Source organism: Thermomonas aquatica, assembly GCF_006337105.1.
GTDB lineage: Bacteria > Pseudomonadota > Gammaproteobacteria > Xanthomonadales > Xanthomonadaceae > Thermomonas > Thermomonas aquatica.
Genome location: NZ_CP040871.1, coordinates 1,072,572 through 1,086,454, shown reverse-complemented (window position 1 = coordinate 1,086,454; position 13,883 = coordinate 1,072,572). Strand labels below are relative to the sequence as shown.

The 13,883-nt window shown below is 68.5% G+C and carries 16 protein-coding genes; 8 read left to right on the top strand and 8 right to left on the bottom strand.

The genetic code is table 11. From position 1 onward, the window contains the following. Positions 1 to 213: 213 nt before the first annotated feature. The 8 genes from FHQ07_RS05320 (at position 214) to FHQ07_RS05285 (ending at position 5,686) form a co-directional block, all read left to right on the top strand. Positions 214 to 600, top strand: a complete 387-nt coding sequence (locus FHQ07_RS05320; RefSeq protein WP_139715828.1) for a diacylglycerol kinase — start codon at positions 214 to 216, stop codon at positions 598 to 600. 16 nt (positions 601 to 616) lie between these two features. After that, positions 617 to 1,351 (top strand): TerC family protein, encoded by a 735-nt coding sequence (locus FHQ07_RS05315; RefSeq protein ID WP_139715827.1) that lies wholly within the window; start codon positions 617 to 619, stop codon positions 1,349 to 1,351. A gap of 69 nt (positions 1,352 to 1,420) precedes the next feature. Further along, entirely contained in the window at positions 1,421 to 2,026 is a 606-nt protein-coding gene (locus tag FHQ07_RS05310; protein ID WP_139715826.1) for a LemA family protein, read from the top strand. A gap of 19 nt (positions 2,027 to 2,045) precedes the next feature. Then, a complete protein-coding gene (locus FHQ07_RS05305) occupies positions 2,046 to 2,930 on the top strand; it encodes a TPM domain-containing protein (RefSeq protein ID WP_139717883.1) in 885 nt (294 codons plus the stop codon). An 8-nt stretch (positions 2,931 to 2,938) separates the two neighbouring features. Then, a complete protein-coding gene (locus tag FHQ07_RS05300) occupies positions 2,939 to 3,433 on the top strand; it encodes a TPM domain-containing protein (protein ID WP_139715825.1) in 495 nt (164 codons plus the stop codon). A 29-nt stretch (positions 3,434 to 3,462) separates the two neighbouring features. Next, positions 3,463 to 4,389 (top strand): prolipoprotein diacylglyceryl transferase, encoded by a 927-nt coding sequence (gene lgt / locus FHQ07_RS05295; RefSeq protein WP_139715824.1) that lies wholly within the window; start codon positions 3,463 to 3,465, stop codon positions 4,387 to 4,389. Next, the gene (locus FHQ07_RS05290; protein ID WP_139715823.1) at positions 4,386 to 5,180 is read left to right on the top strand and encodes a thymidylate synthase; all 795 of its coding nucleotides are present in this window, start codon (positions 4,386 to 4,388) and stop codon (positions 5,178 to 5,180) included. The genes lgt and FHQ07_RS05290 overlap by 4 nt, the downstream gene beginning before the upstream one ends. 14 nt (positions 5,181 to 5,194) lie before the next feature. Then, positions 5,195 to 5,686 (top strand): dihydrofolate reductase, encoded by a 492-nt coding sequence (locus FHQ07_RS05285; protein WP_139715822.1) that lies wholly within the window; start codon positions 5,195 to 5,197, stop codon positions 5,684 to 5,686. A gap of 170 nt (positions 5,687 to 5,856) precedes the next feature. Here FHQ07_RS05285 and FHQ07_RS05280 read toward each other — a convergent pair whose 3' ends face one another. From FHQ07_RS05280 to lptD, 8 genes are all read right to left on the bottom strand, one after another. Further along, entirely contained in the window at positions 5,857 to 6,489 is a 633-nt protein-coding gene (locus tag FHQ07_RS05280; RefSeq protein ID WP_168191466.1) for a Crp/Fnr family transcriptional regulator, read from the bottom strand. A gap of 114 nt (positions 6,490 to 6,603) precedes the next feature. Continuing rightward, positions 6,604 to 7,524: a symmetrical bis(5'-nucleosyl)-tetraphosphatase gene (locus FHQ07_RS05275; RefSeq protein ID WP_139715820.1), complete on the bottom strand. Its 921-nt coding sequence runs from the start codon at positions 7,522 to 7,524 to the stop codon at positions 6,604 to 6,606. Positions 7,525 to 7,534: 10 nt separating this feature from the next. After that, complete coding sequence (gene apaG / locus FHQ07_RS05270; protein WP_139715819.1) at positions 7,535 to 7,915, bottom strand: Co2+/Mg2+ efflux protein ApaG; 381 nt, start codon at positions 7,913 to 7,915, stop codon at positions 7,535 to 7,537. A 46-nt stretch (positions 7,916 to 7,961) separates the two neighbouring features. Continuing rightward, the gene (rsmA, locus tag FHQ07_RS05265) at positions 7,962 to 8,768 is read right to left on the bottom strand and encodes a 16S rRNA (adenine(1518)-N(6)/adenine(1519)-N(6))-dimethyltransferase RsmA (protein ID WP_139715818.1); all 807 of its coding nucleotides are present in this window, start codon (positions 8,766 to 8,768) and stop codon (positions 7,962 to 7,964) included. Beyond that, positions 8,765 to 9,103 carry a tRNA-binding protein gene (locus tag FHQ07_RS05260; RefSeq protein ID WP_139715817.1) on the bottom strand — a complete coding sequence of 113 codons (339 nt, stop codon included), beginning with the start codon at positions 9,101 to 9,103 and terminating at the stop codon, positions 8,765 to 8,767. Before FHQ07_RS05260 ends, rsmA begins: the two co-directional genes overlap by 4 nt. Further along, the gene (pdxA, locus tag FHQ07_RS05255) at positions 9,103 to 10,080 is read right to left on the bottom strand and encodes a 4-hydroxythreonine-4-phosphate dehydrogenase PdxA (protein ID WP_139715816.1); all 978 of its coding nucleotides are present in this window, start codon (positions 10,078 to 10,080) and stop codon (positions 9,103 to 9,105) included. Before pdxA ends, FHQ07_RS05260 begins: the two co-directional genes overlap by 1 nt. Before the next feature lie 12 nt (positions 10,081 to 10,092). Beyond that, positions 10,093 to 11,505, bottom strand: coding sequence for a peptidylprolyl isomerase (locus FHQ07_RS05250; RefSeq protein WP_139715815.1), 1,413 nt, complete (start codon positions 11,503 to 11,505; stop codon positions 10,093 to 10,095). Beyond that, on the bottom strand, positions 11,502 to 13,799 hold the full coding sequence (gene lptD, locus FHQ07_RS05245) for an LPS-assembly protein LptD (RefSeq protein ID WP_240703552.1): 2,298 nt from the start codon (positions 13,797 to 13,799) through the stop codon (positions 11,502 to 11,504). Before lptD ends, FHQ07_RS05250 begins: the two co-directional genes overlap by 4 nt. Between the last annotated feature and the right edge of the window lie 84 nt (positions 13,800 to 13,883).

The following is a 13,883-nucleotide window of genomic DNA, read 5'->3' as shown; positions in this document are numbered from 1 at the left end:
GCAGCGCCGGGCCGGGTTCGGCTCACCCGGCGCGCCAGGCCCCGCCGCCGGATCCGACGTAGGCGCTGCGGCGGCGACCCGCCCGTCCGTCCGCGCCACCCGCTCATGCGCCTGCCGGACGCGGACACGGGCGGCACCGTGGCCCTTGTGGCAGAATCCGGGCGTTCCCGCAGCCGCGTTCCGCCATGCCCGCCAAATCCCGAGTGTTCCTGCATGGCTGACATCTATGGCCACCTCCCGCGTGGTCCGGCGGGGGTGATGAAGGCCGCGATCTGGTCGATCCAGGGCCTGCGTTCGGCCTGGCTGCACGAATCCAGCTTCCGCCTCGAAGTCTGCCTGTTCGTCGTGCTCGGCCCGCTGGGCTGGATGCTGGGCGGCAACGGCGTCGAACGCGCGCTGCTGATCGGCAGCTGCCTGCTGGTGATGGCGATGGAGCTGATGAACTCCTCGATGGAGGCGATCATCGAACGCTACGGCGCGGAGCGCCACGAACTGGCCGGCCGCGCCAAGGACATGGGCTCGGCGGCGGTGTTCGTGCTGATGATGAACGTGATCCTGGTGTGGGCGCTGATCCTCGGCCCGCGCCTGCTGCAAGGCTGACGAGACGACCGTACCGATGATTGCACTGCTGACCGATCCGCAGGCCTGGATCACCCTGATCACCCTGAGCGCGATCGAGATCGTCCTCGGCATCGACAACCTGGTGTTCATCTCGATCGCGGTCAGCAAGCTGCCGCACGCCACCCGCGAGAAGGCGCGCCGGTTCGGCATCGCGGTGGCCTGCATCACCCGCATCGCCCTGCTGCTGACCCTGGCCTGGCTGGCCGGGCTCACCGACGACCTGTTCAGCCTGTTCGGCCAGGGCATCTCGGTGCGCGACCTGGTGCTGATCCTGGGCGGCGTGTTCCTGCTGGTGAAGGGCACCATGGAGGTGCGCGACCTGGTGGTCGGCGAGGCCGAGGAAGAGGACATCGACACCAAGCCGATGAATTCGTTCTGGATGGTGATCGCGCAGATCGCGGTGATCGACATCGTGTTCTCGCTGGACTCGGTGATCGCCGCGGTGGGCATGGCCAACCAGAAGATCATCATGGTGCTGGCGATCCTGCTGGCGGTCGGGGTGATGCTGCTGGCCTCGGGGCCGCTGGGCCGCTTCATCGACCGCAACCCGACGATCAAGATGCTGGCCTTGGCCTTCATCGTGCTGGTCGGCGCCTACCTGGTGCTGGAAGGCTTCGGCATGCATGTGCCGAAGGGCTACATCTACGGCGCGATGGGCTTCTCCGCGGCGGTGGAATGCCTCAACCTGTGGGCCAAGCGCAACGCGCGCCGCCGCGGGCTGCCGGAGTGAGCGGCTGGGTGAAGACGGCTTAACGGGTTCGATGCTGCAATGGCATCGACCTAAACAGGGAGGGGTGCCATGCGCGTCATCGTGTTGCTCATGCTGTCGATGCTGCTGTCCGGCTGCGGCTACAACCGGATCCAGACCAAGGACGAGGCGGTCAAGGCCGGCTGGTCGGAAGTGCTGAACCAGTACAAGCGCCGCGCCGACCTGATCCCGAACCTGGTGAACACGGTGAAAGGCTATGCCGCGCACGAGCAGCAGGTGCTGACCGCGGTGACCGAGGCGCGCGCCAAGGTCGGGCAGATCAACGTCAACGCCGACGATGCCGCCTCGCTGGCGCAGTACCAGGCGGCGCAGGGCGAACTCAGCCAGGCGCTGGGCCGGCTGATGATGGTCAGCGAGAACTATCCGAACCTGAAGGCGGATACCTCCTTCCTCAACCTGCAGACGCAGCTGGAAGGCACCGAGAACCGCATCACCGTGGCCCGCGGCCGCTACATCCAGCTGGTGCAGGACTACAACACCTACATCCGCCAGTTCCCGGTCAACCTGACCGCGATGGTGTTCGGCTACAAGCCCAAGCCCAACTTCACGGTGGAGAACGAAGCGCAGATCCAGCAGGCGCCGAACGTGGATTTCGGCGCGCCGGCACCTGCGGCGCCCGCGCCCTCCAACGGCTGATCCGCGCCTACGCCCGATGATGCGGCGCTTCGCCACGCGCGCGCTGCTGGTCCTGTGGCTGCTGTGCCTGCCGTTCGCAGCGCTGGCGCAGCAACAGGCCGCAGTCCCGGCCTTCGACTCGCCGGTGGTGGACACCACCGGCACCCTCGATGCCGCGGCCAAGCAGCAGCTCGAGCAGCAGGCGCTGGCCCTGCAGCAACGCAAGGGCAGCCAGTTGCAGGTGCTGGTCATCCCCAGCACTGCCCCGGAAACCATCGAGCAGTACGCGGTGCGCGCCTTCGAATCGTTCAAGCTCGGGCGCAAGGGGGTCGATGACGGCCTGCTGCTCATCGTCGCCAAGGACGATCGCAAGGTGCGCATCGAGGTCGGTTACGGATTGGAAGGGGCGATCCCCGACATCACCGCCGGCCGCGTGATCCAGGAATACATGGTGCCGAAATTCCGCCAGGGCGATTACGCCGGCGGGATCATCGATGCCACCGCGCAACTGGTGAAGCTGGTCGATGGCGAGCCCTTGCCGGAACCGGTGGCCAGCAATCCGACCGGCGCGGACAGCGGCGACGCATGGTTGTTCGCCTTGTTCGGCGCCTTCATCGGGTCGCTGGTCGCGCGGTCCGTGTTCGGCGGGTTGCCGGCGGGACTGCGCATCCTGCTCACCGCCGCCGTGGGCGCGCTGGTCGCATGGCTGATGTCGCTGGTGGTCTTCGTCGCCGGCTTCGGCGCGGTGATCGGGTTCTTCACCGGCCTGCTCGGCGGCGGTGGCGGCGGCCGTTATGCGCGGCAAGGCGACTGGGGCGGTTTCGGCGGCGGCAGCGGCGGCGATTGGGGCGGCGGCAGTTCCGGCGGCGGCTGGTCGGGCGGCGGCGGTTCCTCCGGGGGCGGTGGCGCCTCGGGGAGTTGGTGATGGCAGGCATGCCCAAGCGCCTATTCGCGCACCTGTTCACCGGCAATGCCCGTGCGCGCTTCCCGGCTGCGGACATGCAGCGGATCGCCGCGGCGATCGCGGTCGGCGAAACCTGCCATGCGGGCGAAATCTGCTTCGCGGTGGAAGGCGCCTTGCACTGGCGCGAGGTGTTGCGCGGCACCCAGGCGCGCACGCGCGCGCTCGACGCCTTCGGCCGCCTGCGCGTGTGGGACACGGCAGCCAACAACGGGGTGCTGGTCTACCTGCTGCTGGCCGACCAGCGCATCGAGATCGTCGCCGACCGCGGCCTGGCCGGCCTGGTCAGCGACGAACAATGGCGCGGCGTCTGCCTGCTGATGGAGGAGCGACTGCGCGCCGGCGAGTATGCGGATGGCGTGGTCGCCGGCATCGAGGCGGTCGGCGACCTGCTGGCCCTGCATTTCCCGCAGGAACCCGGCGGCGTCGACGAGGACGAACTGCCGAACCAACCGGTTTTCCTGTAGCCGCCATGCCGGCTGCGGCACAATAGGGCATGCCTTACCTACACCAGATCGACCCCATCGCCCTCGACCTCGGGACCTGGAACCTGCCGCTGCTGGGCAGCGTGCATCCGCAAGTGCACTGGTACGGCGTGATGTACCTGCTCGGCTTCATCGTGGCGTGGTGGTTGGGCCGCCGCCGCGTGCGCGCCGGCCGCTTGCCCGGCGTCGACGACAACGGCTTCGGCGACCTGATGTTCTACGCCATGCTCGGCGTGGTGCTGGGCGGGCGCATCGGCTACATCCTGTTCTACGGCTTCGCCGATTTCATCGCCAACCCGCTGATGATCTTCAGGGTCTGGGAAGGCGGCATGAGCTTCCACGGCGGCCTGCTGGGCGTGCTGGCGGCGGTGTGGTGGTGGTCGCGCCGGCAGCGCCTGCATTTCTTCGATACGGTCGATTTCGTCGCGCCGCTGGTGCCGGCGGGGCTCGGCTTCGGCCGCATCGGCAACTGGATCGGCGGCGAGCTGTGGGGCAAGCCGACCCAGGGCACCGCGTTCGACGGCTGGGGCGTGGTGTTCCCGCGGGCGCTGCCGGAACCGTTCGCTTCCATGGATCCGGGCACGTTGAAGGCGCAGTTCGACAGCGGCATCCTCGACAGCTTCGCCCGCCATCCCTCGCAGCTGTACCAGGCCACGCTGGAAGGGCTGGTGATGTTCTGCGTGCTGGTCTGGTACTCGCGCAAGCCGCGCCCGCGCTATGCCGTGTCCGGGCTGTTCGCGCTGCTGTACGGCTGCTTCCGCTTCCTGGTCGAATTCGTGCGCGAACCCGATGCGCAACTCGGCTACCTCGCCTTCGGTTGGCTGACCATGGGCCAGGTATTGAGCCTGCCGCTGATCCTGCTGGGCCTGTTCTGGTGCTGGAAATCGCATTCCTCGCCGACCCTGATGCCGCAGCCTGCTGCGGAGGCGGCGAAGTGAGGCAATACCTGGATTTGCTGGGTCACGTGCTGGAGCACGGCAGCGAGAAAGCCGACCGCACCGGCACCGGCACCCGCAGCGTGTTCGGCTGGCAGATGCGCTTCGACTTGAACGCAGGCTTCCCGCTGGTCACCACCAAGAAGCTGCACCTGCGCTCGATCATCCACGAGCTGCTGTGGTTCCTGCAGGGCGAGACCAACATCGCCTACCTCAAGGACAACAAGGTCAGCATCTGGGACGAGTGGGCCGATGAACACGGCGAGCTCGGCCCGGTCTACGGCAAGCAGTGGCGCAGCTGGGAAGGCGCCGACGGCAAGACCGTCGACCAGGTTTCCTGGCTGATCGACGAGATCAAGCGCAACCCGGATTCGCGCCGCTTGATCGTCAGCGCCTGGAACGTGGCCGAGCTGCCGAAGATGGCGCTGATGCCCTGCCACTCGTTGTTCCAGTTCTACGTGGCCGACGGCAAGCTCAGCTGCCAGCTGTACCAGCGCAGCGGCGACATCTTCCTGGGCGTGCCGTTCAACATCGCGAGCTACGCCTTGCTGACCCACATGGTGGCGCAGGTCTGCGGGCTGCAGGTCGGCGACTTCGTGCACACGCTGGGCGATGCGCACCTGTACTCGAACCACTACGAACAGGCGCGCGAACAACTGTCGCGCACGCCGCGCGCGCTGCCGACACTGAAATTGAATCCGGACGTGAAGGACATCTTCGGCTTCACGTACGACGACATCGCGATCGAAGGCTACGATCCGCTGCCCGCGATCAAGGCGCCGGTCGCGGTCTGATGCCGGCTTCCCGGATGCAGGTTTCGCTTGTCGCCGCGCTGGACCGCAACTACGCCATCGGCAAGGGCAACGCGCTGCCGTGGCACCTGCCGGACGACCTCAAGCGCTTCAAGGCGCTGACCCTGGGCAAGCCGGTGCTGATGGGCCGCAAGACCGCCGAGTCGCTGGGCCGCGCGCTGCCGAAGCGGCGCAACCTGGTGCTGACCCGCAGCGGGCGCGTGCCGTTCGACGGCATGCAGGCGGTGGCCTCGCTCGAGGAAGCGATGGATGTCGCAGGCCATGACGGCGATGAGCTCTGCATCATCGGCGGTGGCGAGCTGTACGCGCTGGCCTTGCCATGGGCCACGCACATGCGCCTGACCTTCGTCGATACCGAAGTGGAAGGCGCGGATGCCTTCTTCCCGCGCTTCGATGTGCGGGCCTGGCGCGAAACCGCCCGCGAAGCGCATCCTGCCGATACGGCGCATGCCGTCGCCTTCGCGTTTGTGGATTACGCGCGCACCTGAACGGTTAACGTGTTGTTTCGCTGCCCACACGCGGCGATGTGAAATATTGTCTTTGTCGCCCGTGTGCCGCGCACCACAATGCCGCATGCCGCCACGGTCGGCAGCAGCGTGACCCCGGGCAGGCATCGACAGGACGTGGATGCCTGCTTTTTTTTTCGCGGCGCGCGGGTTCAGCCCTGCAGCGGCAACGGCTTGACGATGATGGTGCGGCGTTGCGCGTCGCGCGCCAGGTAGCCGTTGCGGCGCAGCCGCTGCATCACGTGGTTGACCATTTCGCGGGTCGCGCCGACCCGGTTCGCGATTTCCTGCTGGGTAAGCAGCAACGGGATCCGCCGCGTACCGTCGCCGCCGCTGGCGTTTTCCTCCAGCAAGGCGACCACGCGCTCGAACACGCCTTCCAGCGCCAGGCTGTGGATGGTCCGCGTGGCGTGGCGCAGGCGCGCAATCAGCCGCAGCATCAGCCGTTCGGCGAGGTCGGGGCAGGTGCGGATCAGGGTGCGCAAGGCATCGCCCTTGATCACCAGGCATTCGGATTCCGCGACTGCCTGCACCGAGGCGGAACGCGGTCCGCCGTCGAGCAGCAATTCGCCGAAGGTGTCGCCGGCCTCCAGCACGTTGTAGACCACCTCGCGTCCGTTGGCATTGCCCGAATACACGCGGAGCCGGCCGGACAGCAGCACGTACAGGGCATCGGAGGCATCGCCCTGGTGGAACAGGATGTCGCCGATCGCATAGCGCCGGGTGTCGCCTGCCGTCAGCAACTGCTCCAGCAGGTCTTGCGGGATTCGCGTGTCCAGATCCATCTGCTGCCGCATGCACGGGCCGGAAGGCCCCCTAGGTATGGGCACATGATGGCGGTGAAAGGCGGACAAAGTGATGTGAAAAATTTACGCCAGCAGCGAATGTACTGATCCGGATCAATCGCTCGCCCGATCGCGACCGCGGCGGGCGCCTGCGGGATGCTGCTGTCCCGGCTTCGGCTTCGGCTTGTGCGGCCGCGCGCGCGGCGCAGGCGCGGGCACGTCGCGGCCGGGTACCTGCACGACCCGCAGGTCTTCGCCGTCCAGCTGGATCGCGCTGAGCTTGCCGCTCCACACCGCGCCGGTATCGATCGCATGCACCCCGTGGCCGATGAACAGGCCCAGCGTGCTCCAGTGCCCGCACACGATCCTCAGGTCGCGCGGCGCATGGCCGGGCACCGAGTACCACGGGTACAGGCCGGGCGGCTGGCTGCCGGGTTCGCCCTTGTGCTCGAAGGCGATGCGCCCGCGCGGGCTGCAATAGCGCATGCGGGTGAAGATGTTGATGATCGCGCGGTCGCGCTCCGGGCCGTTCAGCCGCGGCGACCATTCCGGGCCGTCGCCGTACATGTTCTTCAGCAGCTTGCGGTAGTTGTCGCCGCGCAGCTTCGCCTCGATTTCGCGCGCGTGCTTCTCGGCCAGCTGCGTGGTCCACTTCGGCGCCAGGCCGGCGTGCACCATCATCCAGCCGAGCCCGCGGTCGACATGCGCCAGTTCCTGCGTGCGCAGCCAGTCCAGCAGCGTGCGGGCGTCATCCGCGAACAGCACGCCCTGCAGGTCGGGGTTGACCTTGCGCTGTTCGTCCGGGGTGCGTTCGCCGATGGCGAGCAGCGACAGGTCGTGGTTGCCCAGCACCACGTGCGAGACCTCGCGCAGCGAATGCACCAGCCTCAGCGTTTCGACCGATTGCCCGCCGCGGTTGACCAGGTCGCCGCAGAACCACAGCCGGTCCGCCGCCGGGTCGAAGCGCAGCTTCTCCAGCAGGCGCTGGGTAACGTCGTAGCAACCTTGCAGGTCGCCGATGGCCCACGTCGCCACGGTCCTGTCCTCAGTGCAGCGTGCGGGGCACGGACAGGGTGAACGCCGGGATCGGCGCGGCGAAGCGCGTGCCGTCGTCGGCGAGGATGTCGTAGCTGCCGCGCATGGTGCCGATGTCGGTCTCCAGCACCGCGCCGGAGGTGTATTCGAAGCCTTCGCCCGGGCGCAGCCACGGCTGCTCGCCGACCACGCCTTCGCCGACCACTTCCTGCACCTTGCCGTTGCCGTCGGTGATCAGCCAGTGGCGGCCGAGCAGGCGCGCCGGCACCTTGCCGCCGTTGCGGATATGGATCGTGTACGCGAACACGAAGCGGCCTTCTTCCGGCGCGGACTGGTCGTCGAGGAAGCGGGTGTCGACCGCGATGTCGAAGATGTAATCGGTGTTGCCCATGCACGCATTCTAGCGGCGGCGCGCGCGTTGCCGCATCACCGCGCGTTCATCCGCCGGCCAGCAGGTTCGCCAGCCGCACGAAACCGGCCACCTCGACCTGTTCCGCGCGCGCGTCCGCGCGCAGCCCGGCGGCTTCGATCCGCGCCGTGTCGGCGACGCCGTTCAGCGCGTTGCGCAGGGTCTTGCGGCGCTGGCCGAACGCCGCCCGCACCACGTTGGCGAACGTGCGGTGGTCGGCGACCTCGACCTGCGCGGGCGGTTTCGGCACCAGCCGCACCACCGCCGAGTCCACCTTCGGCGCCGGCCGGAACGCGCCCGGCGGCACGATGAACAGCGGCGTGACCGCGCAATAGGCCTGCAGCATCACGCTCAGGCGGCCATAGACCTTGCTGCCGGGGCCGGCGGCCATGCGTTCCACCACTTCCTTCTGCAGCATGAAGTGCATGTCGCGTACCGCCGCGGCATGGTCCAGCGCATGGAACAGGATCGGCGAGCTGAGGTTGTAGGGCAGGTTGCCGACCAGGCGGATCTGTCCGCCGGCCGGGGCCATCTCCGCCGCCAGCGCGGTGAAGTCCACGCCGAGCACGTCGCCCTCGATCAGGCGCAGCGTGCCGTGCGCGCGTGCGGCGGCCTGCAGCGGTGCATGCAGGTCGCGGTCGAACTCGATCGCGGTGAGCGCGCCGTGCTTGCGCAACAACGGGAACGTCAGCGCGCCCTGGCCGGGGCCGATCTCGACGATCGCATCGCCGGGCTGCGGATCCACCGCCTGCACGATCTTGTCGATCTCCCCGCGTTCGTGCAGGAAGTTCTGGCCGAGGTGTTTCTTCGCGGGTTCGGTGAAGGTCGTGTTCACAGCAGTCGCGTGCCCAGCGGCACGTCCTTGTCGGGTACGCACAGCGCGACCGCGCCGTCCGCATCGTGGAAGCCGGTGACGAGGCATTCGGACATCAGCGGGCCGATCTGCTTCCTCGGGAAGTTCAGCACCGCCACCACCAGCCGCCCGACCAGTTCCTCGGGGCGGTAATGCACGGTGACCTGCGCGCTGGACTTGCGCGTGCCGAGTTCCTGCCCGAAATCGACGTGCAGCACATTGGCGGGCTTGCGCGCCTGCGCGAACGGCTCGGCCGACAGCACGCGGCCCACGCGCAGCTCGACCTTGAGGAAATCGTCGAACGAGATCGCATCCATCACGCAGCGCTCCGGCGCTGGCGCGCCAGCCGTGCGCAGGTGCGGATCGCGGCGAACAGGCTGGACGGATCGGCGAGGCCCTTGCCGGCGAGGTCCAGCGCGGTGCCGTGGTCCACCGCCACGCGCGGGTAGGGCAGGCCCAGCGAGATGTTCACCGCATTGGCGAAGTCGCTGTACTTCAGCACCGGCAGGCCCTGGTCGTGGTACATCGCCAGCACCGCATCGAAGCCGCGCAGCTTGCCGGGCAGGAAGGCGGTGTCGGCGGGCAGCGGGCCGACCAGCCGCAGGCCTTCGCCGCGCAGGCGTTGCAGGGTCGGTTCGATGACCTCGATTTCCTCCCGGCCCAGGTGGCCATCCTCGCCCGCATGCGGGTTCAGGCCGAGCACGGCGACGACCGGTTCGGCGATCCCGAAGTCGCGGCGCAGGGCGGCATCGACGATGCGCAGCGCGCCGTCGAGTGCATCGGGCGTGATCGCATCGGCGACTGCGCGCAGCGGCATATGCACGGTCAGCAGGGCGACCCGCACGATCCCGTTGGCCAGCATCATCACCACCTCGCGCCGCGCATGCGCGGCGAGCAGGCCGGTGGTGCCGGTGAAGGCGATGCCGCCCTGGTTGATCGCGGCCTTGTGCACGGGGCCGGTCACCATGCCGTCGCAATCGCCGTCGAGGCAGGCTTGCGCGGCGCGGGTCAGCGCTGCGACCACCGAGGCCGCATTCGCGGGTTCGGGAATCCCGAAGGCGGCCTGGTCGGGATGCGGGATCTCGACCAGTTCGAGGCTGCGCGGCGACGCCGGCGTTTCGCCGGCGCGGTGCAAGTGCAGGGGCAGCGACAGCGCGGCCGCCGCGCGATGCAGCGCGGCCGCATCGCCATGGATCACGAGGTCGGCATCGAAGTCCTGTTGCGCGGCCCGGACCACCAGTTCCGGGCCGATGCCGGCCGGTTCGCCCGGCACCAGTGCAAGCCGCGGACGCATCGGCAAGCCGCGTCAGTTGCCGCCAGCGCTTTTCTGCTCTTGCTCGCGCGTGAGGGTCGCCTTGTGGCGCTCGGTCGGGGCGGGGCCGGTCGGCACCGGGGAGGTCGAATTGCCTGCGGCATCGCGCACGTCGACGAAGGCTTCGCCGCGCATTTCGCGCAGGAAGCGGTTCCACTCGTCTTCCAGCTTGCGGCGGCCGATGGTCTCGCGCACCTGCGCGCGCAGGTTGTCGTTGCCGGCCGCGACCTGGCGGCTGGCGCTGCGCTGCACGATCACCCAGCCGGCGTCGGTCTTGAACGGCGCCGAGGCCTGGCCATCGGAGAGCGCCGCGACCTGCATGCCGAACGCGCTGCCGTAGGTATCCGCGCCGAACCAGCCGAGGTCGCCGCCGCGGCGCTTGGTCGCGTTGTCGTCGGAGGATTCGGCGGCCAGCTTGGCGAAGTCGGCGCCGCCGGCGATGCGCGCGGCCAGAGTGTCGGCCTTGGCCTTGGCGGCGGCATCGTCGGTCTTGTCATCGACCTTGACCAGGATCTGGCGGGCGGAGAACTGGGTGACCTGCTCGCCGCCGCCGGCGGCCTGGGTGCGGGTTTCGACCAGCTGCAGCAGCTGGAAGCCGCTCGGGCCGCGGATCGGGCCGATCACCTGGCCGGCCTGCATCTGCTGGATGGTCTGGGCGAAGGCCGGGGGAATTTCGTTCAGGCCGCGCCAGCCAAGGTCGCCGCCTTCCAGTGCGTTGGGGCTGTCCGAATAGCGCACGGCGGCAGCGGAGAAGGTCATCTCGCCTTTCTCGATCAGCGCCTTCACGCCTTCGATCTTCTTCTGCGCCGTGGCCAGCTGCTCCGGGGTGGCGCCGTCCGGGGCGCCGACCAGGATATGCGCGAGGTGGAATTGCTGGCTGGCGGCGGCCGATGCAGTGGCCAACGCTGCGTCGACCTCGGCCTCGCTGACGTTGATCCGGCCCTGGGCGAAGCTCTGGCGCAACCTCTGGCTGATGATCTCGTCGCGCATGTTGTTGCGGAATTCGGCGAAGGACATGCCGTCCTGGGCGATCCGCGCGCGCAGCTGGTCCACGCTCATGTTGTTCTGCTGCGCCACGCCCTGGATCGCGCGCTCCAGGTCCTCGTCGCTGGCGGTGATGCCGGCGTCGGTGGCGCGCGCAAGCTGCAGGCGCATCAGCACCAGCCGCTCCAGCACCTGCCGTTCGAGCACGTCCTGCGGCGGCAGCTGGGTTTCCTTGCCGGCGTACTGCGCGCGGATGTTGGCGACCGCGCGGTCCAGCTCGCTGCGCAGGATCACGTCCTCGTTCACCACGGCGGCGATGCGGTCGACCGGGGCGGTGGCGGCATAGTTCTGCGCCTGTGCGCCAGCGGCGAACAGCAGGCCGGCGAGGGCGACGGCGAGGAAGGAGCGGGAGGGGTGGCTCATGGGCTGGCGTCGGTAACCGTGTCGGGCGGAGTGGGCTGGCCCGTGGCGGTCTGCGGCGGTACCAGGTAGAGATCGTCTCGATTGTAGCCGAGGATGGCCCGGCGCAAGGTGCGGCGGGTGTCCTGGCCGGCGGAACCCAGCCCCTTCAGTTCGATCTCGAACATGATCGCGTTGCTGAGGTCGCCGGCGCGATTGTGCACGTAGCGCCGGCCGACAAGCCGAACGGCGACACAACAGCTGTCCCACTGCACGCCGGCGAGGGTTTCCAGCGCCTTGTTGTCGTACAGCGAGTAGTAGTGGCGGCCGACGATGCTCCAGCTGGCGTTGATCGGGTACAGGAACGAGATGTCGGTCTGCTCGATCAGGCCGCGGCGATAGCGGTAGGCGATGTTGAACAGGCCGTCGTCCGGCAGCATGTAGCGGGCGCGCACGCTGGCCAGGTCGGTGCGGTTGAATTTCGGGTCCCACTGGTAGGAAGCGCCGATGGTCCAGCGGTCGGTCGGCGCGTAGTTGGCATCCGCCACCCAGGCCGAGCGGCCCTTCTCGGTGATCGGCTCGCCCGGGATGCGCACGCGGGACTCGTCGAAGTAGCGGATCTGGCCGAGGCTCGCGGAGAAGCGTTCGTGGCCATCGGCCTGGCGGATCATGCGCGTGCTCACCGCCAGGGTGAGCTGGTTGGCGTCGGCCTGGCGGTCGGCGCCAGAATAGCGGTTGTCGCGGAACAGCTGGCCCCAGCTGAAGGTCAGCGGCTGGGTGTCGAACAGCGGCATGTCGTCCTGGTAGGCGTACGGCACGCGCAGGTAGTACAGGCGCGGTTCGATGGTCTGCAGGTAGTCCTTGCCCTTGACCGTGGCGTCGCGGTCGAAGAACAGGCCGCTGTCGAGGCTGAAGATCGGCTGGCTGCGCGAGCGCGACTTGCTCGCGGTCAGGCTTTCGTCGAGCCGGTAGGCGGTGTGGCGGAACGCCGCGGTCGGGCGCAGGAACCAGCTGTCGCCTTCCAGCGGCAGGCTGATCCAGGGCTTCACGTCGAGGCGCGAGCCGGCGTCGATGGCCGGATCCGGATGTTGGAAGCGCACGGCCTCGGCATCGACGCCGCCGACGAAACGCAGGCCCAGCGCCCGCTCCCAGCGCACATAGCCGCGCGGCATGCGGTTGTAGGGCAGCACCGACTCGGTCAGCAGGGAATCGGCCAGCTGCCAATGGTCGGCGGTGACCGCCGCTTCCCAGCCATGGCCGCGGCCGTAGATGCCGATTTCGCTGAACGACGTGGACTGCGACAGGCCATCCAGGCTGTTGTTGAAATCTTCGTAGTAGCGGGTATCGCTGATCCAGTTCAGGTTGGCGCGTGCCTGCCAGTTCTGGCTGAGGTTCTGGAACGCGCTGTACTTGAGCAGGCTGCGGTCGCGGTTGCGCAGGTCGTCATCCGGCATCCAGGTGCCTTCGACGGTGCCGGCGCCGCCTTCGACCAGGTAGCGGAACTGTGCGCCAAGCTGCACGCCGCGCTCGGTCATCAGGCGCGGGCTGAGGGTGGCGTCGTAGTTCGGGGCCAGGTTCAGGTAGATCGGCTGCTTCCAGTCGAAGCCGTTGCGGCTGGAATTGGACACCGACGGGAACAGCAGGCCGCTGCGGCGGCGTTCGTCGGTGGGGAACATGAACCACGGCAGGTAGATCACCGGCACCTTGCCGACCCGCAGGGTCGCGCCGCGCGCCACCGCCACGCCCTTGTCGGTGTCGATGTCGATGCGGCCGGCGCGCAGCTCCCAATGCCGGCTTTCCGGCGGGCAGGTCGAATAGGTGGCGCCGTGCAGCGAGCCGATGTCGCCGGTGAGGATCACGCTTTCCGCGCCGCCGTTGCCGCGATGCGACAGCAGCTGGTAGTCCAGGTCGCGGATGATGTGGGTGTCCTTGGCCTGGTCGCCTTCGGCGCTGGCGGCGGTCATGCGCAGGCCCGAGCCCTGATAGCGGATGCTGCCCTCGGCGGTGTAGTGCTCCTGGCCCTTGTCGTAGGTCAGCTGGTCCGCGCCCATGAACTGGTTGCCGCGGCGCAGGGTGACATTGCCGTTGAACACCGGGTTTTCCTCGGTGCCGGAAAGGGCATCGCCCTCGATGTCGGTGGCCTGCTCGGTATTGCTGATGCCCAGCCCTTCCGGCGCGGCCTGCGCCTCCGCGAACGGCTTGACCACGTCCTGCACCGGGCACAGGCCCCAGTTCGGCGGCATGTCGTCCGCGGCATGGGCATTGAGCGAGAAGGCGATGCACAGGGGCAGCGGCAGCAGACGCAGGGCTGGGCGCACGGGGAATCCAGGTGGCAAAATCCGGCGGCTAGCTTGCCGGAACGGCGCGATGCGGGCAAACCGCCGGGCCATTCCACCGTGCGT

What these genes read in the sequence shown, in the direction of transcription:
- FHQ07_RS05320 (WP_139715828.1), top strand. Translation starts at nt 214, where the DNA reads ATGGCTGACATCTATGGCCACCTCCCGCGTGGTCCGGCGGGGGTGATG.
- FHQ07_RS05285 (WP_139715822.1), top strand. Translation starts at nt 5,195, where the DNA reads ATGCAGGTTTCGCTTGTCGCCGCGCTGGACCGCAACTACGCCATCGGC.
- FHQ07_RS05250 (WP_139715815.1), bottom strand. Translation starts at nt 11,505, where the DNA reads ATGAGCCACCCCTCCCGCTCCTTCCTCGCCGTCGCCCTCGCCGGCCTG.
- lgt (WP_139715824.1), top strand. Translation starts at nt 3,463, where the DNA reads ATGCCTTACCTACACCAGATCGACCCCATCGCCCTCGACCTCGGGACC.
- FHQ07_RS05305 (WP_139717883.1), top strand. Translation starts at nt 2,046, where the DNA reads ATGCGGCGCTTCGCCACGCGCGCGCTGCTGGTCCTGTGGCTGCTGTGC.
- FHQ07_RS05310 (WP_139715826.1), top strand. Translation starts at nt 1,421, where the DNA reads ATGCGCGTCATCGTGTTGCTCATGCTGTCGATGCTGCTGTCCGGCTGC.
- FHQ07_RS05280 (WP_168191466.1), bottom strand. Translation starts at nt 6,489, where the DNA reads ATGGATCTGGACACGCGAATCCCGCAAGACCTGCTGGAGCAGTTGCTG.
- pdxA (WP_139715816.1), bottom strand. Translation starts at nt 10,080, where the DNA reads ATGCGTCCGCGGCTTGCACTGGTGCCGGGCGAACCGGCCGGCATCGGC.
- FHQ07_RS05315 (WP_139715827.1), top strand. Translation starts at nt 617, where the DNA reads ATGATTGCACTGCTGACCGATCCGCAGGCCTGGATCACCCTGATCACC.
- FHQ07_RS05300 (WP_139715825.1), top strand. Translation starts at nt 2,939, where the DNA reads ATGCCCAAGCGCCTATTCGCGCACCTGTTCACCGGCAATGCCCGTGCG.
- apaG (WP_139715819.1), bottom strand. Translation starts at nt 7,915, where the DNA reads ATGGGCAACACCGATTACATCTTCGACATCGCGGTCGACACCCGCTTC.
- FHQ07_RS05260 (WP_139715817.1), bottom strand. Translation starts at nt 9,103, where the DNA reads ATGGATGCGATCTCGTTCGACGATTTCCTCAAGGTCGAGCTGCGCGTG.